Origin of the sequence: Glaciimonas sp. PCH181, from assembly GCF_003056055.1 — a bacterium.
In the GTDB taxonomy this organism is placed as follows: Bacteria; Pseudomonadota; Gammaproteobacteria; order Burkholderiales; family Burkholderiaceae_D; genus Glaciimonas.
The window spans coordinates 2,121,668-2,143,620 of the sequence record NZ_PYFP01000001.1; the positions used below are offsets into that span (position 1 = coordinate 2,121,668).

Genomic DNA, 21,953 nt, shown 5'->3' on the forward strand with positions numbered 1-21,953 from the left:
TCTCCTCGCATTGATTGATTTCTCTGCCCTTATATCATCAGAATTATCTTGATAAACTCCTTGTTTTTTCTGCTTATTCCATCACTGCATTCCTCTGTTTTCTATCGATTTAAGCTAGCAAAATTACGTCTTAATACTTTGCTTGAATTAAAGCTCAAACTCTCCCTAATTTAAGAAGACGTAATGAAAAATAAGCTTAGTGCAGTTCCCTTACAGCATGCATGGTGTACGGTTTCCACATGGGAATACGTTCCTGCAAGTAAACGGGCAGACGTCCACCAATCCGGCGAAGTTAACACTGTCACCAAAATTGTCTGCCGTCGATGCATCGGCCTATAGCTATCTGAGTTTTCGCCTTGGCCATACCGCAAGCGGAGACAACGCGGCTCCGCTGAAATTATGGGCAGAGCTTGATCGCGATGTTGCCCGCTTACGCATCCGTGGCGAAGGTGCGGATTATGCAATGGTGTGTAATGCACTTTCACCAGCCTATCCAGAATACAGCGAGGGCACGATCTACAAAGGCGGAGATACGGTCAACAGCGCAGGTGGTGTCTATGAGTGCAAGTCCTACCCTAACAGCGGCTGGTGTGGTCAAGCCAAGTCGTATTACGCGCCAGGTACAGGTTCAGCCTGGCAAGATGCCTGGATTAGAAAATAAGAGAACTCTTTTAAAATCGCACTCGTGCGAGATTGGTGTTCGGTGTTCGGTGTTCGGTGTTCGGTGTTCGGTGTTCGGTGTTCGGTAAGATTATTACGTCTGTTTAAGATACCACCATCCTCTTTGCCGTTTAACGGCAGAGAGGATTTTTTATTGGCTTGCAGCCGCCTTATTTGAGCCCGTCTCGTTGTGTGGATCTGCATACAGCTTACGGTGCAATAGAATCGCACTTAATGCCAAACAGCGTCCGATGCCTTTCCATTTTATCGGCTTGCGTAGAGCGCTTGTTTGGCAGCGTGCTTAAGATGATGCGATAGTGTGCAACGCTGTGAAATCTATCGAAAATAATTGATGAAGGAGTTCGGAGGATATCGCGGGCGGCAGGGACAAAAAAATAGCCAGCGCGGAGGCTGGCTATAGATTCTTTTTATTATTGCTGAATTTATTTATTGTGACTAAATTCATTACAAAAACTGGAGGCGGGGGTCGGGATCGAACCGGCGTCTACGGCTTTGCAGGCCGCTGCATAACCACTTTGCTACCCCGCCGCGGAGCGTATTGTACCGCTAAAACTCAGGTTGTCTACTTTTGCATCTCTTAACCTGATGAGAGATGCTAGGCCGGACATTAAAAAAGGAAGCCTTTGGAGCTTCCTTTTTTGAATTTGGAGCGGGAGAAGAGGCTCGAACTCTCGACCTATACCTTGGCAAGGTATCGCTCTACCAACTGAGCTACTCCCGCATTTTCTGTTGTATCCGCTGCGTTGCTTTGCGACATCAACTAGAGAGACGCCATTATAGATGGTCTAAAAATGATGTCAAGCGTTTTACAAAACACATTGAAAAAAAATCGCCACGGCATGACTACTGTGCTTTTTCTTTGATCAATGGCCATGCCTTACGCAGATAATAAAACATCGACCAGACCGTGAGCACCGTCGCCACCAACATTAATAAGTGGCCCAACAAGCGGATATCGATGCCGACTATTTCGCCTGAATATAGCAAAACTGGTATCGCCGTCATTTGGGCTGCGGTTTTAATTTTTCCTAAAGAACTGACCGCGACCGATTTCGACGCGCCGATTTGCGCCATCCATTCGCGCAATGCGCTGATGGTGATTTCGCGGCCGATGATGATAAAGGCGATGACTGGGCTGACTCTATCGAGATTGACCAGCACCAGCAATGCACCAGCGACCATTAACTTGTCTGCAACAGGATCTAAAAAAGCGCCGAATGCCGAGGTTTGATTCCAGCGCCGTGCAAGAAAACCATCGAACCAGTCTGTGACAGCGGCCACGATAAACACGATGGCGGAGGCGAGTCCGATATCGGTACGAGAAAATCCCAGATCGGGGAGATAAAACACGCCCACGACTAACGGAATCAGAGCAACGCGTAGCCAAGTCAGAAGAATAGGAATATTAAATGGCATAGATGTAATGTGATGTTATTGCTCAGTGACCAAATGCTGATTATCTAGGAGTATGGTTGAGTTGGGAAATAAAACACGCAAAAACGCCGTCATTCTGCCGCAATCCGCTTTCCTGCAACATTCTGAGGCACCCGATCAATGTAATTGGCGATAAATCTCTTCTGCCAATTGGCGTGAAATACCCTCAACAGAGGCCAAATCTTCAATGCTGGCATCAGATACTGCCCGCAAGCCACCAAAACGCGCCAGCAGCTTTTGACGACGTTTGGCACCGACACCCTCGATTTCTTCCAGCCGCGAGCTCTGACGCGTCTTGGCACGTCTGGCACGCATGCCGGTGATGGCAAAACGATGGGCCTCATCCCGAATCTGTGCGATGAGCATCAACGCGGCTGACTCTTTACCCAGTTCACGCGGTGCACGTTCATCCGCAAAAATCAGCGTTTCAAGACCAACTTTGCGCCCCTCTCCTTTGGCAACACCGACGATCAAGCCGATATCCAGACCGAGTTCGGTCAAGACCTGACGGGCCATTTCAACTTGTCCTTTACCGCCATCGATCAAGACGATATCAGGCATCGTACCGCCGCCGTTGGCGACTTTTTCATAGCGACGCATCAGTACCTGACGCATTGCTGCATAGTCATCGCCAGGAGTAATGTCTTTGATGTTGTAACGTCGGTATTCGCCATTTTGCATCGCATGATGATGGAACACGACGCACGAAGCCTGCGTTGCCTCGCCAGAGGTGTGACTGATATCGAAACACTCTGCGCGCAGGCTGTCGATATCCGCAATATCCAACGCCAAAACGTCCACCAGCGCCCGTGTGCGCGCCTGCTGCGAGCCTTGCTCCGACAACAATCGCGTCAACGAAATCTCTGCGCCCTTCTGCGCCATATCCAGCCATTGGCGACGCTGTCCCTGTGGTTGAAACACTAGATTGATCCGATGTCCGCACTGCGCCATCAACGCCAGCATCAATGCCGGTTCATCGATATCCATATTCAAAATCAGCGTGCCGGGAATAAACGTATCGATGTAATGCTGCGCCAAAAATGCCTTCATAACGGCAATATCGATGGGTTCGTCAGCACTGGTCAATGCGCTATCGACATGCGTAGGAAAATAGGCGCGGTCACCCAAATGACGACCACCACGCACCATCGCCAGATTGACGCAGACGCGGCCGCCCTGCACGATCGCAGCAATAATATCGATGTCGCTATCGCCAACAATTTCCATGCTCTGCTGATGCAATACACGCGATAAAGCGCTGATTTGATTGCGCACTACGACTGCCTGCTCAAACTTCAAATCTGCGGCGAATGCATGCATTTTTTGTTCGAGCGCGGCCATTACTTCAGTTTGACGACCGCGTAAAAATTTAGCGGCGTTATCAACATCAACTGCGTAATCTTCGCGGCTAATCAGATTCACACAAGGGGCGCTGCAACGTTGGATTTGATGTAGCAAACAAGGCCGCGTCCGATTGGAAAATACCGAATCTTCACAGGTTCTTAGCAGGAATACTTTCTGCAATATCTGCATCGATTCCTTGACCGCCCACGCACTCGGAAAAGGGCCGAAATACTGATTTTTTTTATCGACACCGCCACGGTAATATCCCATGCGCGGGTATTCCTGACCGCTCAGTTTGAGATACGGATACGATTTATCGTCGCGAAAAAGAATGTTGTAGCGAGGCTGTAAAGACTTGATTAAATTATTTTCAAGTATCAACGCTTCCGCCTCACTGCGCGTGACGGTAGTTTCAAGTCGCGCAATTTTCTGGACCATCATCGCCGTGCGCGGACTGGCGAGATTTTTTTGAAAATAACTAGAGACACGCTTCTTTAATTCACGTGCTTTACCAACGTACAAAATATTATCAGCAGCATCGAAATAGCGATACACGCCGGGTAAATTCGGCAATTTGGCGACGGTTTCCAGCACTATCGCGAGTGGATCGGGAGCAGCGGGGTCAGTCATTTTTTACAGTATTTAACAGTATTTAACATAGCAATAATTCCGCGCTTCAAGCCACGATCAGCGTGGCGACAATTTTCTTTGCCGCCAGATAGTCTGCATTTTTTTGCAATGCTTCCCAGTCCGGCGCGGCACTCTGCGGCATCAGCGCAGCCAATCGTGCTGCGCTGGTATCAGCGGAGGCAGAGTTGGGAATGGTCAATCCGGACAGAAGTTGATCCGCTTTATCGGGAGAGTTACAGATCATGACCACATCGCAACCGGCTGCCAATGCGGCATTCGCGCCATCTAGCACAGTACCGGCAGAACTAGCGCCAGCCATGCTTAAATCATCGCTAAAAATGACGCCGTTAAAGCCAATCTCTTCACGCAAAATAGTCAGCCATTTTTTTGAAAATCCGGCTGAATGCTTATCAACCTCAGGATAAATAACGTGGGCAGGCATCACGGCCGACAAACTCATACCAAGCCAGTCGTAGGGCTTCACGTCCTCATCCATAATCTGCTGCAAGGTGCGCAGATCAAGAGGAATCGAGAGATGCGAATCGCCCTCGACAAAACCATGGCCTGGAAAATGTTTTCCGCAGTTTGCCATTCCGGCAAGCTTGAGGCCGTGGCTTAAACTCTTGGCCAACAAAGTGACGACACGCGGATCGCGATGAAAGGCGCGTTCTCCAATCACCGTTGATCCGCCGAAATCGAGATCAAGCACCGGCGTGAAAGATAAATCGATACCACAGGCGCGCAATTCCATCGCCAGTACAAAACCTACTGCTGTAGCCGCTTTTGTGGAGGCCAGTACATCGCTATCCCATAAATTACCGAGCAATCGCATTGCCGGTAATCGGGTAAAACCATCGGTTCTGAAGCGCTGCACGCGGCCGCCTTCGTGATCCACGGCGATGAGTATATTCGGTCTTGCTGCACGGATTGCCGCAGTTAATGCGGTCAGTTGTGCGCGGTCCTGAAAATTGCGCGTGAACAGGATGATACCGCCCGTCAACGGATGCTGAATCCGTCGAATATCTTCATCAGTCAGAGTGGTGCCGACGACGTCAAGCATGACTGGACCTAATTGTTGCAAATGCGCACTGCTGTTATTGGGGACGTGGTTATGCATATTTAATGGGTTAATTATATTTTCTCTACGATGACAAAAGCGACAGCATACTCAACCTCATCGGTAATCGAGACCTGGGCGGTTAAACCATGCGCGAGCATGAATTCTTCTAACACACCGCTGGTGACGACAATCGGCTTACCGCTGGGAGCGTTCAGTGTTTGCATCGCGCGCCAGGTCATCGGCATTCTCAGGCCAATCCCGATAGCTTTGGAAAAAGCTTCTTTTGCCGCAAAACGGGTCGCCAAAAATCGAATGCCGCGCGCTTCTATCTTAGTTTTTCGATGATGGTATTTCACCAGTTCCTGCGGCCCGAGAATTCTTTCCGCAAAGCGATCGCCATGACGCGACAGCGCTGCTTCAATACGCGGAATCTGGATGATGTCAGTGCCGATGCCATAAATCATAGGATTCTTTTTAAATTTTGTTCAGACGCGCTTTAACCATCAATGCTTTCATTTCACCAACGGCAGCTTTCCAACCGACAAACACTGCATGGGCAACAATCGCATGGCCGATATTTAACTCGGCAATATCAGGAATTGCAGCAATCGCCTGCGCGTTGGTGTAATGCAAACCATGACCGGCATTTACTTTTAGACCGCGCATGACGCCCTCTTGGACGGCGCGCTGAACGCGTTCCAGCTCGGCACGCTGCTCTTTTGGCGTGTGCGCTTCGGCATAGCGCCCGGTATGAAGTTCTATGACTGGCGCACCCATTTCAGCTGCGGCCTGAATTTGATCTGCATCAGGATCGATGAAAAGACTAACGCGGATTCCCTCGGCTTGCAATTGACGCACTGCGGCCTGGACTTGGGTGAAATATTTCACAACATCAAGACCGCCCTCCGTCGTTAATTCTTCCCGACGCTCTGGCACCAGACAAGAATCGTGGGGCTTAATTTTGCAGGAAAAATCAATCATTTCCTGGGTCACTGCAGACTCCAGATTCATCCGCGTGCGCAACAACGGACGAATAATTTCAACGTCCGCGTCCTTGATATGACGACGATCTTCGCGCAGATGCAAGGTAATCGCATCGGCACCGGCCTCCTCAGCTTCTAAGGCGGCGCGCAACGGGTCTGGATAGGTCGTGCCACGCGCATTGCGTAGTGTCGCAACGTGGTCGATATTGATGCCGAGGTCGATGACGGTGGGTGTGGGATTGAGATAGCTCATCAGATGTTGGTGTTGTAGATAAGTTTAAATTAAGGGATCAATTCGGCAACAAGGTGAACAATTAAGTCGGCAAATAGTTGGCAATTACGCAGGCAAATAAGTTAGCAATAAACGCGCAAAAAAATGGAAAGAAGATTCAAAGGTACACCTAGCGGCAAGTACTGTCATTTTTCGATCAATTTTTTGATGAATCTCTGATTTATTCGGTTGGCGTTATCATTTACTTTGAGGCAACGAAGTTTGCACCGATGAAGACGGCGTTGCGAGCGGCGTCGGGTTGATCGTGCCACCAGTTGGTGTTTGGGGAGCGGCGCGCGACCGCAATACGAACAACGCCAGCGCGCCCGCTAGCAGTCCCCAGAATGCCGCACCTATGCCTAATAATGAAACGCCCGAGGCGGTGACTAAAAAAGTAATTAATGCAGCTTCGCGCTGGCGATCGTTCGACATCGCTACCGTCAGTCCGCTGGCAATCGTGCCGAATAACGCTAATCCAGCGATTCCAAATACAAGTTCTTTTGGAAAAGCGGCGAAAAGTGCGCCTACCGTAGCGCCGAATATGCCTACCAACAGATAAAAAACACCTGCCACAACACCGGCCCAATAGCGTTTAGCCGGATCTTCATGGGCTTCTTTACCGGTACAAATTGCGGCAGTAATCGCCGCCAGATTCAGCGCAAAACATCCAAACGGTGCCAGCACTAAATTAGTCAGCCCAGTCCAGGTGATCAGCGGTGAAATGGGCGTGTTATAACCAGAGGCACGTAACACCGCCACGCCGGGTGCATTTTGCGATGCCATGGTAACGACAAACAAGGGAATCCCGACGCCTATCAGCGTTGCCCAGGAAAATGTCGGCATCGTGAATACGGGCTTGGCAACGGCTAGATGAAAATTTTCGAAATGCAATAGACCCTGCGTTGCCGCCACTGCGACCCCGACTAGCAAGACGAGAATAATCGCGTAGCGCGGTATCCAGCGTTTGCATAAAAGGTAAACTACAAACATGGCGAAGACCAGCCAAAATTGCGATTGCATGGCAACAAAAACATTCATACCGAAACGTACGAGTATGCCCGCCAGCATCGCCGCGGCAATCGATAGCGGAATTTTATCCATGACCCTCTCGAACCAGCCGGTCACGCCAAATAATGTAATCAGCGCCGCAGAAAACAAAAAAGCGCCAATCGCGGCAGACATCGAGACACCCGCCAGACTGGTCACCAATAACGCTGCGCCTGGAGTTGACCAGGCGGTGACGATGGGCGTTTTATAGCGCAATGACAAGCCTATGCACGTCACGCCCATGCCTATGCCAAGCGCTAACATCCATGAACTAATTTCTGCTGGCGTCGCCCCCGCAGCTGCGGCGGCTTGAAAAATGATGACTGCTGAACTGGTAATGCCGACCAATACTGTGACAAAACCGGCAGCCAGAGAAGACCATGAGAAATTTTTCATTCGCTTTGTTTTCTTATAGGGACTTACGCAACATTGTTCTGGCAATAAACTTACTAAGGCTTGCGGAGATAGTTCGTACGTCGTTTCAACTAGCCGATAAATCAGTGCAGTCAGAGCGCTGATTCGAAGAACTTTTTCTCTAAGGGTTGGGGGTTACTCGTAGGAATAATTTTGCGCCCCTCTTACAATTGCATCAAATCAATCAGTATCTGGCGCGTATTCAACGGCGCACCGCCCAAATGATAAGCGAGCAAAAAACGCATCAATACTTTGCTCTGCGCCTGCGTGTTCGGATCGCTGTAATCCTCCCGCGCCATGTCCAGCAACGTCTTGCCACTGACTGCGGGCCATTTATCTGACACGCGTGCCGCCCGTGGGCCGCGCTCAGGGTCAACTACATACATCAAACCCGGCTCGACCGGCTGCCGACTACTGGTGCAAATCGTAAAATCGCCGGAAACACCGGTTTCTTTGAGCAGCGCGCGTTCGAATTGACGCAAAACTATCGGGGCGGGTTCCTGATGTGCCAACTTGTTCAGCGTAGCAACGTAGTGATTAAATAAACTCGGATGCGGATCGTCACGAGCCAATAATTTGACCAACAACTCGTTAAGGTAAAAACCACATAATAATGCTGACTTTTCTAAAGGCAACATCCCGCCTACCCATTCGGCATCGGTTAATGTACGGATTTCGGATTTTCCGCTCCAGCTCAGCGACAGGGGCTGAAAAGTTTGCAAGACGCCGCGCAATTTGGACAAGGGGCGCTTGGCACCTTTGGCAACTAGCGCGATACGGCCGTAATCACGGGTAAATACGTCCAGAATCAGACTGGTTTCACGATGGGGGTAACTATGCAGAACAAAGCCCGGTTGCGCCGCAATCCGTGAATCTACGGCTGCGCGCGAGCTACGTTTAACACTGCTTGCGGATGTTGAATTAGATGCGTTGGAAGCGGCCTTACTGCCTTTGGGAGCGGCAGCACTGCGAATAATAACTGGGGAAATAGGTAGTTGCTGATCGTCCTGATCAATCTCGGCGACGATGTGCATTTCAGAACTCAACACTGCGGACGGTTGGACCGCGGGTGCGGAAACTGCATCGATGGCCGCATCGACAGTGAGGGCATTCATGTTGGCTTTATTCGTAACCGTAGGCGCGTAATCCGGCTTCATTATCGGCCCAGCCGGATTTTACTTTGACCCAAATTTCCAAATAAACCGGACCGCCGAACAGACGCTCCATATCCAGTCGAGATTGTGTCGAAATATCTTTCAGACGTGCGCCCTTTTGACCGATGACCATTGATTTATGCGTATTGCGCTCAACCAGAATCGCAGCAAATACGCGTCGCAAATCACCCTCAATTTCAAATTTTTCGATCAGCACTGTGCTGGTATACGGCAATTCATCGCCAACAAACCGAAACAATTTTTCACGAACGATTTCAGCTGCTAAAAACTTCTCACTACGATCGGTAATATCGTCCTCACCGAACATAGGTGGATTTTGCGGCAGATATTTGCGTGTTTCGTCCTGCAAATTTTCTAGCTGAAAACGTAATTTTGCCGATACCGGGACGACTGCAGCGAAATCGCGTAATGCCGCAATTTTTTGCGCAAACGGCAGCAATACGGCTTTGTCTTTGACCCGATCAGATTTATTGATCACTAAAATGCACGGCACGTTAGTCGGCAACAGCTCAAGGACTTGTTGATCGGCTGGCCCAAAAGTACCCGCCTCGATCACAAATAAGATAACGTCCGACGCGGTCAAAGTTGTCGTTACGGTGCGGTTCAGCGTTTTGTTTAGCGCGTTGGAATGACGCGTCTGAAAACCGGGCGTATCAACATACACAAACTGCGTGTCCGGCAAAGTTTGAATGCCGGTGATGCGGTGACGCGTAGTTTGCGCCTTGCGTGAAGTAATGCTCACTTTTGCACCGATAAGCTCGTTCATCAACGTCGATTTACCGACGTTGGGACGGCCTACAATGGCAATGTAGCCGCAACGAAAATCAGTTGCGGGAGCCTGGGATACGGAATCTGTCATGCGGTTGTCGATTTACTCGCGGTAAGGGGTGATGTTTTGGGGTTGCTAATGACGCGCAGCGATAATAACTTTAGGCGTTGTCGCTGCCACCTCTGTAGATGGCGTCGCTGTCGCGGCTTTGGTCGTGCCCGTGGAATTAGCAGCGACGGGCACAGTCTGCGTTTCGGACTCAGCAATACTGCGCGCCGCGCCAGATGCCAATGATGCGGCCTTAGCAGAATGTGCTGCATGCTTCGCTGTTTCACTTTTACTACTGTCCTTAACCGATGGCTGCTTCACTGCGCGGACTTCTTCGGCAGGCGCATCGGGCTGGATCGTCGCTATTCCGGCAAGTTTTAATTGCGAGGTGCGGGGCTTACTTTTACGCGCCGCTCCCGGTGCTTTTACGAAAGCCAACTGGACTGCTTCCAGTGCTAATTTTGCCGCTGCCTGTTCGCCTGCGCGACGGCTGCCGCCTGTACCGAATACCTGAATTTCTAATTTGGGCACCAGGCATTCAATTTCAAATTCCTGATTGTGCGCCGCGCCATGCGTAGCGACCACATTGTATTGCGGCAGCGCTATTTTTTTTCCCTGCAGGTATTCCTGCAACAGCGTTTTGGCGTCTTTGCCCAATGTCTTTGGATCGACTGTATCCAAAATCGGGATATACAGCGAGCGAATAACATCGCGTGCAACGTTAAAACCAGCATCAAGGAAGATGGCGCCAAACAATGCTTCCAGCGTATCTGCCAGAATCGACGGACGGCGGAAACCACCGGACTTCAGTTCACCTTCGCCCAAACGTAAAAATTGCGACAACTCAAGACGTTGCGCAATTTCATATAAAGATTGTTGTTTAACCAAATTTGCACGTACCCGCGACAAATCACCTTCGTCAATCTTGCTGTAGCGGTCAAACAGTAATGAGGCAACGACGCAATTCAATATCGAATCGCCTAAGAACTCTAGCCGTTCATTATGCAAAGTGCTGTGGCTACGATGCGTCAAGGCCTGCTGCAACAACGTAGCGTCCTTGAAGAGGTGGCCTAGCCGATTTTGCAATAATATTACGTCCATTGGGTATGTGACTTACTCCATCAATCGATGGTTTTTTTACTAGATAAGGTGGCGGTTGTACCAGAGTAGTCAATCAATAAACTGACGGCTGCAACAAGCGGAATTTTTTTCTGATACGCAAAACTGATTTCGACATCATCGCCGTTTTTCGTGATGCCCAGATCTTTGCCCTGTATGACATCGATATAGCCAACCTCCGCCTGACGATCAAATGCATACCGCATTTCTGCGACAGTCCCACCTTTTAACTTAACCGCGGAAATCGCTTTCTTGACGGATGTATATTCAATAACTGTTGGAACGACTTTTGCGGCAATCATCGCAATAAATCCAAGAATCGCGACCCAAAAAATTAAACCAAACAACGTAATACCCTGTTGCTGCTTCCACGATTTCCTGGAAATTCTGCTCATTCACCAGCTCTCCGTCTTGGTTCTTGGACCATTTTAGTTAAAAAATGTGCCAATACGCTTCAAATTACCTAGGTTCATCCAGACCAAAAATGCTTTTCCGACAATATTTTGATCCGGTACAAAACCCCAGTAACGACTATCTTCGCTGTTATCCCGATTATCCCCCATCATGAAATACTGTCCAGTCGGAACTGTGCAGGCGAAGCCATCCGGGTTGTAAGAGCAATTTTCTTTATAGGGAAAATCCTGAACGCCGCTTAAATTAATTGTGGACGCTTGATCCACCACTGCAATTTTATGCGGCACACCAGCCATATTTTCTTCAAACTGCTTGGAGTAGCTTAAGCTATCTTCATTTAAATAATCAGGCAAAGGCGCATAGGTAAGCGGCGTTCCATTGACGCTTAAGCGCTTGTTTTTGTACACTATTTTATCACCGGGAACGCCAATAACACGTTTGATGTAGTCTAACGACAGATCTTTAGGGTACTTGAACACCATCACATCGCCGCGTTGCGGATTGCTTATGTCGATCACTTTTTTATTGAGGATGGGCAAACGTATGCCATAGGTAAACTTATTTACCAGTATCAAGTCCCCGACCAGCAATGTCGGCACCATCGAACTGGATGGGATTTTAAATGGCTCATACAGAAATGAACGCAAGAAAAACACCATCGCGATAACCGGGAAAAAACTACCGGAATACTCAACCCAGGTTGGCTGACGCAGTATGTTGGCCTCAAGCTCAGCACGGCCACTACTCTCAAGTTTAATACCTTCTGCACGTAATTTAACGTTACGGGCATCAAAGGCGGCTAGCGCCGCATCGGCTTTGGCGCGTCGTTGCGCACGCAAGTAAAACCGATCCAAAAACCAAATAATTCCTGTTACGACCATCAACACGAACAGAATTAACGCGAAATTTCCTAAAATTGATTGCAATGTCATTTGTCATCCACTTGTAAAATTGCGAGGAATGCTTCTTGTGGAATTTCCACAGAGCCAACCTGCTTCATGCGTTTCTTACCTGCTTTTTGCTTCTCTAGCAATTTGCGCTTACGACTAATGTCGCCGCCATAGCATTTCGCCAAGACGTTTTTACGCAGTGCTTTAACATTTTCACGCGAAATAATATTGACGCCAATTGCCGCTTGAATCGCCACATCAAACATCTGACGAGGAATCAATTCACGCATCTTGGCAGCCACTGCACGACCCCGATAATTACTATTGGATCGATGCACGATAATCGCCAAAGCATCGACTCTTTCGCTATTAATCAGCATATCGACTTTGACCACATCAGCTGAACGGTATTCCTTAAATTCGTAATCCATCGACGCATAACCACGCGAAGTTGATTTCAGACGATCAAAGAAATCCAGTACGATTTCGGCCATCGGCATTTCATAAATTAACTTAACTTGCTTGCCATGATAATTCATGTCGATTTGCACACCGCGCTTAGAGGTGCATAGCGTGATCACTGCACCGACGTATTCCTGAGGCATGTACAAATTTACGGTAACAATCGGCTCACGAATTTCTTCGATCTTGCTCGGTTCCGGCATTTTTGACGGATTGTCGACCATGAGGATAGAGCCATCACGCAATACGACTTCGTAGATGACGGTCGGCGCAGTGGTAATCAAGTCCATATCGAACTCACGCTCGAGTCGCTCCTGCACGATTTCCATGTGCAGCAGACCTAAAAAACCACAGCGAAAGCCAAAGCCCAGCGCCTGTGACACTTCCGGCTCATATTGCAATGCGGCGTCGTTAAGCTTCAGCTTTTCGAGCGAGTCACGCAGCGCATCATATTGATTTGATTCGACTGGGAACAAACCAGCGAAAACCTGGGGCTGAACTTCTTTAAAACCAGGCAATGCTTCTGTGGCTGGCCGGTTTGCTAGCGTCACAGTATCACCGACCTTGGCTGCCTTCAGTTCTTTAATACCGGCAATGATGAAGCCCACCTGCCCGGCAGACAATGTTTCGCGGACCTGCAATTTCGGTGTAAATACCCCGATGCTTTCAGTCAGATGTTGCGAACCCGCAGCCATCAATTGAATTTTGTCTTTAGGACGCAAAGTACCGTTAACGATACGCACCAGCATGACTACGCCAACGTAATTATCGAACCAGGAGTCGACGATTAAGGCTTGCAGAGGCGCATCTACATTGCCCTTCGGCGCAGGCACGCGGACAATGATGGTTTCCAGAATTTCACGGACACCCAGACCAGTTTTGGCCGAACATTGGACTGCATCTGTGGCATCAATACCGATGACATCTTCGATTTCAGACTTGGCGTTCTCTGGATCAGCGGAAGGTAAGTCAATCTTATTAAGAACAGGTACGACTTCCAGACCGAGGTCGAGCGCGGTATAACAATTGGCTACGGTTTGCGCTTCTACGCCCTGTGATGCATCAACGACCAATAACGCACCTTCGCAGGCAGACAGCGAGCGACTTACTTCGTAGCTAAAATCGACGTGTCCCGGCGTATCAATCAGGTTCAGATTATAGATTTGTCCGTCTAACGCTTTATAGGATAGCGCAGCAGTTTGTGCCTTGATGGTGATACCACGTTCGCGCTCAATATCCATTGAGTCAAGTACCTGGGCCTCCATTTCACGATCAGACAAGCCGCCACAAAACTGAATGATACGATCAGCCAAAGTAGATTTACCGTGGTCAATGTGGGCAATGATGGAAAAATTACGAATGTTGTTCATTAATGTTCGTCGAGGTGATGCAATTACAAAAAAAGCGCTCAGAGCCGGGCTGTTGTCGCCCAGGCGAGCGCCTTCTATGACAGGTTATTCAATGGCGCCATTTTACCGGATTTCAGAGGGGAAAGCCGACAAATCAGACGGGGTCACGTTCTAGCTGACCCAATAGCAATAAACCACGCTCTAATATATGCCAACAGGTTTGCTTTCTACTTAAGCCAAACCCTATAAAACGTCGTTGTCCCGGCAATCCATACGATATGAAGTTCACATCCACAAGATTAAAGCGGAGCAACGTAAATACTTGAAAGTCACCACTTATATTGATGACTTAACCGATAATTATGTTATCAAAAAAGCTTTTACCTGTAGGACATCTAAAAAATAGTGACATAACTGTACCGGCGATTGCCCTTCTTTCTGGCCGATCAGCACCGGGACCAATTCGTCATAAAAGGCGACCAATTCTTGATCACTATCAACATCGACTTGCTTGATCTCATATTTGCCATGAAACAAACCGTTTGCCTGCTCATCTGTGCAAAGCGCCAGCAACGCCTGGAACATATCGTCGCATAAATGACAATAAGAACGTCCATATAACGTAAAGTCGATTTTTGACATAAATAACTCACCGCACATTTATTCTGCCGATGGAGGCTAGGAAGATCATCCTTCGCCTTACAAACATGCACGTGGAAATAATAAATACATAAAATAAAAAGCTGCAAACCTAAAGGTCTGCAGCTTTATTCGCCTTGCTAGTCTAAACAGCCAAATACAATCGACACCCGCAAAGCGTGATTAACTAGCAGGCCGTAGCGGGACAAACTGCGACGATTCGCCACGACGGACCAATACTACTGCCATTTTTTTAGACTCTAATTTGGCAACCAAAGCGTTAAATTGCTTAGCATCTTTAATATCCGTGTTATTCAAACGCTGAATGATGTCGCCAATCTGCAATCCTACGCGTGCCGCGCTTCCCTCCACTGAGTCGACCAGCACTCCGGCATCAACTTGCAATTCTTTCTTTTTAGCAGGGGTCAGATCACTGACAATTAAACCCAGCGCATTGGCTGCTTGAGCAGGTTTGGTATCTGGCTTGTCGTCAGTCGCCGCCGCATCTTCTGCTTTATCCGCTTTCATTTCCGTAATCGTCAGCGGAATATCACGACTTGCACCTTTACGCCATACGGTCAGAACGCCACGCGTGCCAGGCTTAACATTGCCCACAATGCGAGGAAGATCGTTGGCTTTCTCGATGATGGTGCTATTAAATTTCAAGATAATATCGCCAGCCTGAACACCTGCTTTAGCTGCAGGGCCATCAGTTTCAACCCGCTCAACTTGTGCGCCTTGTGCTTTCGGCAATCCGAGAGATTCAGCGACCTCTTTGGTAACCTCACCAATTTGGACGCCAATACGACCGCGCGTTACTTTGCCTGAGGTTTTCAGTTGATCCGAAACACGCATCGCCTCATCAATCGGGACGGCAAATGAAATTCCCATAAAACCACCCGAACGACTATATATTTGCGAGTTGATGCCAACTACTTCGCCACGCATGTTAATCAGTGGACCGCCCGAGTTACCCGGATTGACTGCAACGTCGGTTTGAATCAGCGGCAAATAATCACCAGTGTCACGTGCTTTGGCGGAAATAATGCCAGAGGTAACGGTATTTTCCAGATCAAAAGGTGAGCCTATTGCCAACACCCATTCACCCGCTTTGATTTTGTCTGAATCACCCATCGTCAGACGCGGCAAATTCGTGCCTTCGATCTTAAGCAACGCCACATCAGTACGGGTATCGGCACCGATGACCTTGGCTTTAAATTCACGCTTATCCGTTAACTTTACATACACTTCGCTGGCTCCGTCGACCACATGCGCGTTCGTCATGATATAGCCGTCTGCCGAAATGATGAAACCAGAGCCAACACCGCGCGGGACTTCTTCTTGCTGCGCCGCTTTACCACCTGGCTTACGCCCTTTTGGCGCAGGGATTTGCGGCTTGCCTGCACCGTTTGGCGGAACACCAAAGAACCGACGCAAAAATTCTTGCATTTCTTCGTCGTTTGGCTGGCCAGTGGCGGTATCGGCCTTCACCTTTTCGGTGGTGCGAATATTGACTACTGCCGGGCCAGCTTTTTCAACAATCTCAGTAAAGTCGGGCAATCCAACCATAGGCGCTGCAATTGCTGCTGGCGTCATATTGACCAAAACTGGAGCAATAAACGTTACCGTCGCACCTACTATAAGTGTCGACAAAACATGACGTGCAATACGGACCATTTTCATAATGACAGTCTTATTTATTTTTGAGTTCAATCGAATTGGCAACCTGACGAATTGCCACCGCAGGCACTTCACCGACAATCGTAAGCCAAAAATCACCTTGGCGTTTACCGACGATATTTAACGCGCCTTGTTGCATAGAGCCTTCTGTACGACTTTGGCTACCGGGTTCAATAAATACTGAAATGGCAGCGAGACCATCGGAAAAGACAATTTGCGAAACTTCGCGCCGAACAGGCGTTGATCCAGTCGTGTTCTGTGCAGGAGGATTGTCGATAACAACGCGCTTTAATTCCCTTACCTTTTTGAAACCCGGTGGCATACCAGTGACGACCCAATCGTTTAAATTAGCCGGACTCATTGCAGTATGCTCTACATGCCAACCGCTCGTATTACCAAAGCTCGACTTGACCCGACTGCGGGCGATGTTACCGATAGCGATTTGCGTAAATGAAATTTGCTCAACAATCTCATTTTTACTATTCAGGGTTTGCGCGCGCAGCAGCAGACCAGAATTTTTCTCGGCCCAAAGCTTATAGCCATAACGCATTTTATCTTTAGGCTCAAGAAGCACGGCCTGACAGTCCTGTCCGGCAACCCGGCCAACTTCGCCCAGCTTCACATTATAATAATCAGTTAAATCACTCGGAATGGAAGCTAAAATTGCTGGAAATACATCCTGCGTGACGCGTTTTTCAACCAACAACGTCTTAGTTTCGGGGATGTAACAAGTGACATCCTCGTTGTGACGAATATACTCACGAGGCTTGCCATCCAGAACTTCCAGCTTCTCGATTTCATTTCGCCCTTCCAACATATGCGTGATGCGCGAAGTGCGCATCTGATTCGCTTGTTGATACACGAAGGTGCCCGAGTAATTAAGCTTTTGCGCCGCCGCCTGAATTCTTTTTAAAAGAGTCTGTGCTTCGTGATTGTCATAAAGTTTCTCCGTGGCACCACCTTCCGCTTGCGCGGAAAGGGCGAGTAAGGTCGAAAAAATAACAGCAACCCGAAGCAGAACCTTAGTCTGCCGCATATTAATTATCAGCATCTATGGCAAATGTGGCGGAGCGTGCGTATTGCGCAGTGCTGTAAAGCGAAGGAGAAAAACGTTGGTGTGCCGATAAATACTCGTCGATCCGCGAATCACGGAGTACTTCATTATCGCCAGCAGTGGTTGCGACCGCTTGGGATCCATAACCGACGTTAATATTAGAAGCAGAAGCCAGCGTCGTTTGCGCAGCAGCAAGCATCGCCGGATTCATCGATTGATTATCGGTGCTCATCATATGCGGAACAGCTATAAATGCCACCGCTGCTACCGCTGCCGCTGCTGCCATACTTGGCAGCGCAAACCGTCTCATGGAACGTGTGCCGGTTGCAGCTGAAACATTGCTTACAGCAATGTGCTCAGCAGCAACCGGCACAACCGCCAATGGCGCAACTATCATCGCAGGTTCAGCACTAAGCCGTTCAAACATACGTGAAGTAAAATCAGAACTCAGCGTTAACGCCATGTCGTCCGAACGCAAGATGTCACCAATTTGATGATAAACATCCCAAGTTGCACGGCCTTCATTATTGCGTAGCGCTGCCAATGCCATATCCACATAGGCATTAGACAACTCACTATCGGCCAAGGCAGAGATCTGCTCTTGGGGTATTTCTTTGGTATTCATAAGTCACCTAGTTAAAACCTGGCCAACCCCTTCGTTCCCGAAAAACCGCTATTTCGCTTTTACCAACGTTTGTCGATCGCCGTACCCAACAATGGCCTCAACTTTTCTGCGATAGCTTCTCTTGCTCTAAATATTCTGCTACGTACTGTGCCAATCGGGCATCCCATAGCTTCTGCGATTTCGTCATAGCTCAGCCCCTCGATCTCACGCAAGGTGATTGCAGTGCGCAATTCCTCGGGCAAAGCTTCCATCGCAACGTTCACCGTTTGCGCTATCTGCTTAGTTGCCAGTAAAGACTCTGGAGTATTTATATCTCTTAGTTGCTCGCCGTCGTCAAAAGTTTCTGCTTCTTCAGAATTTGATTCAGTTGATGTCGGCGCCCTACGTCCTTGCGTGACTAAATAATTTTTAGCCGTGTTAATACCAATCCGGTATAACCATGTATAAAACGCAGAGTCACCTCTGAACTGAGGCAGCGCACGATAAGCTTTTATAAACGCTTCCTGTACTACATCCTCAGCTTCTGCCTGATCGCGCACAAGCCGCGACACAAGACGCATCAGCTTGCGTTGGTATTTGATTACCAAAAGCTCAAACGCCTTTTTGTCGCCACGCTGCACGCGCTCGACGAGCAGTTGATCAATTTCGCGTTCTGTCGTCAATCCCCATTCCCTTTGCTTTTGCAACATACGCGCATGATCGAAGCATGGACAAAGTGCAATGCAATAAGTTCAACCAATTGGCTGTTCATATACCACTTTCTCTGAGCCCTCTGAACGTCCGCGAGAAGCAATCCAGCGACACGCTACAGACAGGGCCCTAAATACATCCTCAGGGATACAATCAGGCAGTATAACGACGGACTTAATCCGCCCGTTACCTAACTGAAAACGCAATAACAATAAATGAGCCCAGAGTGTAGAACCACTAAGCAAATGCGCTATAACCGGGGCATGAAAGGCAGCATCGGCACCAACAACGGTATTAGTCGCCAATTCTGCGATGCTAATCTGACCATTGCCAGTAATCACAATGCGGATCGGACGACGTGTTCGTCGATAACCCAACCACCCCCAAACGCTTATTAATACACTCACCAATCCAAGTACTACCCCAATAACAGGCACAAAATGCCCAATCTCGCCAACGATTAACAGCATACCAATCGAGGCTACGGCAATAGCTTGCAAAGTGACCATAGCAAACAAACTTGCGGACGGCGCAACTCGTGCCGATATCGCAACCGAGATCATGGGATTAGGGGGCGTCAAGCTAGATGTGGGGAGATTCATTAGCATACTCAGCCAAACATCACTTGATGTTCGACTGAGTATATACGGACCTGCTTAGACTTTACCAAAAACTAGCGTACCGTTAGTCCCGCCGAAGCCAAATGAGTTCTTAACCGCAATATTAATTTTCATATCCCGCGCCGTATTTGCACAGTAATCAAGATCGCACTCTGGATCTTGATTGAAAATATTAATAGTCGGTGGCGATACCTGATGATGCAAAGCCAATATGGTAAAGACTGACTCCAAACCACCCGCGCCACCCAATAAATGACCAGTCATTGACTTAGTCGAATTAACGACCAGCTTATAAGCATGATCACCAAAGGCGGCTTTAATCGCATTGGTCTCATTCTGATCACCTAGCGGCGTCGATGTACCATGTGCGTTCAAATATTGCACCTGATCGCCATTTATCCCCGCATCACGCAATGCTGAAGCAACGCAACGACGTGGGCCATCAAGATCCGGCGCAGTAATGTGATAAGCATCACCGCTCATCCCAAAACCAAGTAGCTCTGCATAAATCTTGGCGCCACGCGCTTTGGCGTGCTCATATTCTTCGAGTACCAATACCCCGGCACCCTCACCCAAAACAAAACCGTCGCGATCCTTATCCCAAGGCCGCGATGCAGTCGCAGGATCATCATTGCGCGTCGACAAAGCACGTGCCGAAGCAAATCCACCAAGGCCTAATGGAGAAATACTTGCCTCTGCGCCGCCAGCAATCATGACATCGGCATCGCCGTATTGAATCATGCGTCCTGCCTGACCAATACAATGCAGACCAGTAGTACAAGCCGTTACTATCGCTAGGTTAGGCCCTTTCAGACCATATCTAATCGACAGATTGCCGGAAATCATATTAATGATTGATGCCGGGATAAAGAAAGGACTAATACGACGTGGACCGCGACTAGTCAATTCGGCATGGGTATCTTCGATCAGTGGCAAGCCACCGATACCGGATCCGATAATAACGCCGATACGTTCGGCATTTTCATCAGTAACTTCCAGGCCGCTGTCCTGCATCGCCTGAATCCCTGCTGCCATCCCAAAATGGATAAAGGTATCCATATGCCGCGCCTCTTTGGCCGGCATATATTCCTCGACATTAAAGCCCTTTACTTCTCCGGCAAAATGCGTGGAAAAAGCTGAAGCATCAAACTTGGTGATGGTTGCAATACCAGTTTTCCCTGATGTGACTGCATTCCAGGCGTCGGCAATAGTATTGCCGACCGGTGAAATGCAACCCAAGCCAGTTATCACAACACGGCGTTCACGTGAGGGGCTCAAACGATTCTCCTGGATGCGCTCAAAGCTGATTTATACTTTGACATTCGCCTTGGCGTAGTCAATTGCTTGTTGCACAGTAGTAATTTTTTCGGCTTGTTCGTCAGGAATTTCCATGCCGAACTCGTCCTCCAAAGCCATTACCAATTCTACGGTGTCGAGTGAATCAGCACCAAGATCATCAACAAACGAAGATTCAATTTTGATGTCAGCTTCGGCGACGCCCAGTTGTTCAGCGACGATTTTTTTTACGCGTTGTTCGATATCAGACATGTGATGCCTCCAGTTATTAGGTTACAGAAAGTGCGCGCATTTTAGCAGGTTTGCGCAGAGAAAATTCACTTTTAGCATCGGCGGTTAAGAATTAGCCAACTACTGCCAAAAGCGCTTAAATTATTACTACGTACTTTACTTCTCAAGCCTAAGTATGGCTATAGGCAGTTCATTTCGAACGCTACAACCAAACCGCAGCATACATTCAACTACATCAACTCATATACATGCCGCCATTTACGTGCAGCGTGGTGCCGGTGATATACCCAGCTTGCGCCGACGCCAGGAAACTGACAGCGGCCGCAATATCCTCTGCGGCACCTAATCGGCCCAGTGGAATTTGCTGCAACAATCCAGCCGTTTGCTGCTCACTCAGCGCTTTAGTCATATCTGTATCGATAAAACCAGGCGCTACACAATTCACGGTAATGTTACGGCTGCCTATCTCACGCGCTAAAGCCCGACTCATTCCTGAGACACCAGCTTTGGCGGCTGCATAATTCATTTGCCCGGGATTACCAGTCGAGCCAACAACCGACGTAATATTAATAATACGGCCGTGCTTAGCCTTCATCATTCCACGCAAGACTGCGCGCGATAGCCGGGCAACTGACGTCAGATTGGTTGAAATCACAGAATCCCATTCCTCATCCTTCATCCGCATCGCTAGCTGGTCGTGCGTGATCCCGGCGTTATTCACCAAAATGGAGAGCGTACCGAACTCCTTTTGCACCAACTCAACCACAGCCGCACAAGCAGGCGCATCATTTACATTCAACACCACGCCTTTGCCACCGTTAGGCTGCTCCGCATTCAGGTAAGCAGTGATTGCATCAGCTCCAGCCTCTGAGGTAGCAGTGCCGACGACTTTCGCACCGCGACGCGCCAATTCCAATGCAATTGCCCGGCCTATACCGCGTGAAGCGCCAGTTACCAGAGCAACCTGGCCTTCTAAATTCTGTGGATCCAAATTTTGCATATGCATTATATTTATTTAGGTGACGCGT

At 48.7% G+C, this 21,953-nt stretch carries 22 protein-coding genes and 2 tRNA genes; 1 reads left to right on the forward strand and 23 read right to left on the reverse strand.

Annotation, left to right across the window (positions count from 1 at the left end; translation table 11 throughout):
- Positions 1-217 precede the first annotated feature (217 nt).
- Positions 218-661 carry a hypothetical protein gene (locus C7W93_RS09815; protein WP_108439843.1) on the forward strand — a complete coding sequence of 148 codons (444 nt, stop codon included), beginning with the start codon at positions 218-220 and terminating at the stop codon, positions 659-661.
- Positions 662-1,135: 474 nt separating this feature from the next.
- On the opposite strand, the gene C7W93_RS09820 is transcribed toward C7W93_RS09815, so the two are convergent.
- The 23 genes from C7W93_RS09820 to fabG all read right to left on the reverse strand — a co-directional run bounded on the left by C7W93_RS09820 (position 1,136) and on the right by fabG (position 21,931).
- Positions 1,136-1,209 (reverse strand) — tRNA-Cys (locus tag C7W93_RS09820).
- Positions 1,210-1,326: 117 nt separating this feature from the next.
- A tRNA-Gly gene (locus C7W93_RS09825) sits at positions 1,327-1,402 on the reverse strand.
- A gap of 122 nt (positions 1,403-1,524) precedes the next feature.
- Positions 1,525-2,097: a CDP-diacylglycerol--glycerol-3-phosphate 3-phosphatidyltransferase gene (gene pgsA, locus C7W93_RS09830; protein ID WP_108439844.1), complete on the reverse strand. Its 573-nt coding sequence runs from the start codon at positions 2,095-2,097 to the stop codon at positions 1,525-1,527.
- A gap of 135 nt (positions 2,098-2,232) precedes the next feature.
- Positions 2,233-4,089, reverse strand: coding sequence for an excinuclease ABC subunit UvrC (uvrC, locus tag C7W93_RS09835; protein WP_108439845.1), 1,857 nt, complete (start codon positions 4,087-4,089; stop codon positions 2,233-2,235).
- 46 nt (positions 4,090-4,135) lie between these two features.
- Positions 4,136-5,149 carry a beta-N-acetylhexosaminidase gene (gene nagZ, locus C7W93_RS09840; RefSeq protein WP_108440578.1) on the reverse strand — a complete coding sequence of 338 codons (1,014 nt, stop codon included), beginning with the start codon at positions 5,147-5,149 and terminating at the stop codon, positions 4,136-4,138.
- Positions 5,150-5,220: 71 nt separating this feature from the next.
- Positions 5,221-5,613, reverse strand: a complete 393-nt coding sequence (acpS, locus tag C7W93_RS09845) for a holo-ACP synthase (RefSeq protein ID WP_108439846.1) — start codon at positions 5,611-5,613, stop codon at positions 5,221-5,223.
- Between the two features lie 10 nt (positions 5,614-5,623).
- Complete coding sequence (pdxJ, locus tag C7W93_RS09850; protein ID WP_108439847.1) at positions 5,624-6,385, reverse strand: pyridoxine 5'-phosphate synthase; 762 nt, start codon at positions 6,383-6,385, stop codon at positions 5,624-5,626.
- Between the two features lie 216 nt (positions 6,386-6,601).
- On the reverse strand, positions 6,602-7,846 hold the full coding sequence (locus C7W93_RS09855) for a benzoate/H(+) symporter BenE family transporter (RefSeq protein ID WP_108439848.1): 1,245 nt from the start codon (positions 7,844-7,846) through the stop codon (positions 6,602-6,604).
- Between the two features lie 182 nt (positions 7,847-8,028).
- Positions 8,029-8,898 (reverse strand): DNA repair protein RecO, encoded by an 870-nt coding sequence (gene recO / locus C7W93_RS09860; protein WP_108440579.1) that lies wholly within the window; start codon positions 8,896-8,898, stop codon positions 8,029-8,031.
- Between the two features lie 88 nt (positions 8,899-8,986).
- A complete protein-coding gene (gene era, locus C7W93_RS09865) occupies positions 8,987-9,898 on the reverse strand; it encodes a GTPase Era (protein ID WP_108439849.1) in 912 nt (303 codons plus the stop codon).
- 45 nt (positions 9,899-9,943) lie between these two features.
- Positions 9,944-10,957 (reverse strand): ribonuclease III, encoded by a 1,014-nt coding sequence (rnc, locus tag C7W93_RS09870; protein ID WP_108439850.1) that lies wholly within the window; start codon positions 10,955-10,957, stop codon positions 9,944-9,946.
- Positions 10,958-10,977: 20 nt separating this feature from the next.
- The gene (locus C7W93_RS09875; RefSeq protein ID WP_108439851.1) at positions 10,978-11,370 is read right to left on the reverse strand and encodes a DUF4845 domain-containing protein; all 393 of its coding nucleotides are present in this window, start codon (positions 11,368-11,370) and stop codon (positions 10,978-10,980) included.
- 33 nt (positions 11,371-11,403) lie between these two features.
- Positions 11,404-12,321, reverse strand: a complete 918-nt coding sequence (gene lepB / locus C7W93_RS09880) for a signal peptidase I (RefSeq protein WP_108439852.1) — start codon at positions 12,319-12,321, stop codon at positions 11,404-11,406.
- Positions 12,318-14,111, reverse strand: coding sequence for a translation elongation factor 4 (lepA, locus tag C7W93_RS09885; protein WP_108439853.1), 1,794 nt, complete (start codon positions 14,109-14,111; stop codon positions 12,318-12,320). The genes lepB and lepA overlap by 4 nt, the downstream gene beginning before the upstream one ends.
- A 339-nt stretch (positions 14,112-14,450) precedes the next feature.
- Entirely contained in the window at positions 14,451-14,732 is a 282-nt protein-coding gene (locus C7W93_RS09890; RefSeq protein ID WP_108440580.1) for a glutaredoxin family protein, read from the reverse strand.
- Positions 14,733-14,912: 180 nt separating this feature from the next.
- Entirely contained in the window at positions 14,913-16,406 is a 1,494-nt protein-coding gene (locus C7W93_RS09895) for a DegQ family serine endoprotease (protein WP_108440581.1), read from the reverse strand.
- Positions 16,407-16,422: 16 nt separating this feature from the next.
- A complete protein-coding gene (locus tag C7W93_RS09900) occupies positions 16,423-17,445 on the reverse strand; it encodes a MucB/RseB C-terminal domain-containing protein (protein ID WP_108439854.1) in 1,023 nt (340 codons plus the stop codon).
- 1 nt (position 17,446) lies between these two features.
- Complete coding sequence (locus tag C7W93_RS09905; RefSeq protein ID WP_108439855.1) at positions 17,447-18,088, reverse strand: sigma-E factor negative regulatory protein; 642 nt, start codon at positions 18,086-18,088, stop codon at positions 17,447-17,449.
- A 59-nt stretch (positions 18,089-18,147) separates the two neighbouring features.
- Positions 18,148-18,777 carry an RNA polymerase sigma factor RpoE gene (rpoE, locus tag C7W93_RS09910; protein ID WP_108439856.1) on the reverse strand — a complete coding sequence of 210 codons (630 nt, stop codon included), beginning with the start codon at positions 18,775-18,777 and terminating at the stop codon, positions 18,148-18,150.
- A gap of 42 nt (positions 18,778-18,819) precedes the next feature.
- The gene (locus tag C7W93_RS09915; RefSeq protein WP_146177541.1) at positions 18,820-19,380 is read right to left on the reverse strand and encodes a hypothetical protein; all 561 of its coding nucleotides are present in this window, start codon (positions 19,378-19,380) and stop codon (positions 18,820-18,822) included.
- A 54-nt stretch (positions 19,381-19,434) separates the two neighbouring features.
- Positions 19,435-20,676, reverse strand: coding sequence for a beta-ketoacyl-ACP synthase II (fabF, locus tag C7W93_RS09920; protein ID WP_108439858.1), 1,242 nt, complete (start codon positions 20,674-20,676; stop codon positions 19,435-19,437).
- Between the two features lie 30 nt (positions 20,677-20,706).
- Positions 20,707-20,946, reverse strand: coding sequence for an acyl carrier protein (gene acpP, locus C7W93_RS09925; RefSeq protein WP_108439859.1), 240 nt, complete (start codon positions 20,944-20,946; stop codon positions 20,707-20,709).
- A 214-nt stretch (positions 20,947-21,160) separates the two neighbouring features.
- The gene (gene fabG / locus C7W93_RS09930; RefSeq protein ID WP_370446414.1) at positions 21,161-21,931 is read right to left on the reverse strand and encodes a 3-oxoacyl-ACP reductase FabG; all 771 of its coding nucleotides are present in this window, start codon (positions 21,929-21,931) and stop codon (positions 21,161-21,163) included.
- Positions 21,932-21,953 lie beyond the last annotated feature (22 nt).

Excerpts from the sequence above, each read along its gene's own strand:
- C7W93_RS09890 (WP_108440580.1), bottom strand. The coding sequence starts at position 14,732 with ATGTCAAAAATCGACTTTACGTTATATGGACGTTCTTATTGTCATTTA.
- uvrC (WP_108439845.1), bottom strand. The coding sequence starts at position 4,089 with ATGACTGACCCCGCTGCTCCCGATCCACTCGCGATAGTGCTGGAAACC.
- C7W93_RS09855 (WP_108439848.1), bottom strand. The coding sequence starts at position 7,846 with ATGAAAAATTTCTCATGGTCTTCTCTGGCTGCCGGTTTTGTCACAGTA.
- recO (WP_108440579.1), bottom strand. The coding sequence starts at position 8,898 with ATGCACATCGTCGCCGAGATTGATCAGGACGATCAGCAACTACCTATT.
- era (WP_108439849.1), bottom strand. The coding sequence starts at position 9,898 with ATGACAGATTCCGTATCCCAGGCTCCCGCAACTGATTTTCGTTGCGGC.
- lepB (WP_108439852.1), bottom strand. The coding sequence starts at position 12,321 with ATGACATTGCAATCAATTTTAGGAAATTTCGCGTTAATTCTGTTCGTG.
- fabG (WP_370446414.1), bottom strand. The coding sequence starts at position 21,931 with ATGCATATGCAAAATTTGGATCCACAGAATTTAGAAGGCCAGGTTGCT.
- lepA (WP_108439853.1), bottom strand. The coding sequence starts at position 14,111 with ATGAACAACATTCGTAATTTTTCCATCATTGCCCACATTGACCACGGT.
- pdxJ (WP_108439847.1), bottom strand. The coding sequence starts at position 6,385 with ATGAGCTATCTCAATCCCACACCCACCGTCATCGACCTCGGCATCAAT.
- pgsA (WP_108439844.1), bottom strand. The coding sequence starts at position 2,097 with ATGCCATTTAATATTCCTATTCTTCTGACTTGGCTACGCGTTGCTCTG.
- rpoE (WP_108439856.1), bottom strand. The coding sequence starts at position 18,777 with ATGTTGCAAAAGCAAAGGGAATGGGGATTGACGACAGAACGCGAAATT.
- nagZ (WP_108440578.1), bottom strand. The coding sequence starts at position 5,149 with ATGCTTGACGTCGTCGGCACCACTCTGACTGATGAAGATATTCGACGG.
- C7W93_RS09900 (WP_108439854.1), bottom strand. The coding sequence starts at position 17,445 with ATGCGGCAGACTAAGGTTCTGCTTCGGGTTGCTGTTATTTTTTCGACC.
- C7W93_RS09895 (WP_108440581.1), bottom strand. The coding sequence starts at position 16,406 with ATGGTCCGTATTGCACGTCATGTTTTGTCGACACTTATAGTAGGTGCG.
- rnc (WP_108439850.1), bottom strand. The coding sequence starts at position 10,957 with ATGGACGTAATATTATTGCAAAATCGGCTAGGCCACCTCTTCAAGGAC.
- acpP (WP_108439859.1), bottom strand. The coding sequence starts at position 20,946 with ATGTCTGATATCGAACAACGCGTAAAAAAAATCGTCGCTGAACAACTG.
- C7W93_RS09915 (WP_146177541.1), bottom strand. The coding sequence starts at position 19,380 with ATGAATCTCCCCACATCTAGCTTGACGCCCCCTAATCCCATGATCTCG.
- C7W93_RS09815 (WP_108439843.1), top strand. The coding sequence starts at position 218 with ATGCATGGTGTACGGTTTCCACATGGGAATACGTTCCTGCAAGTAAAC.
- acpS (WP_108439846.1), bottom strand. The coding sequence starts at position 5,613 with ATGATTTATGGCATCGGCACTGACATCATCCAGATTCCGCGTATTGAA.
- C7W93_RS09905 (WP_108439855.1), bottom strand. The coding sequence starts at position 18,088 with ATGAATACCAAAGAAATACCCCAAGAGCAGATCTCTGCCTTGGCCGAT.
- C7W93_RS09875 (WP_108439851.1), bottom strand. The coding sequence starts at position 11,370 with ATGAGCAGAATTTCCAGGAAATCGTGGAAGCAGCAACAGGGTATTACG.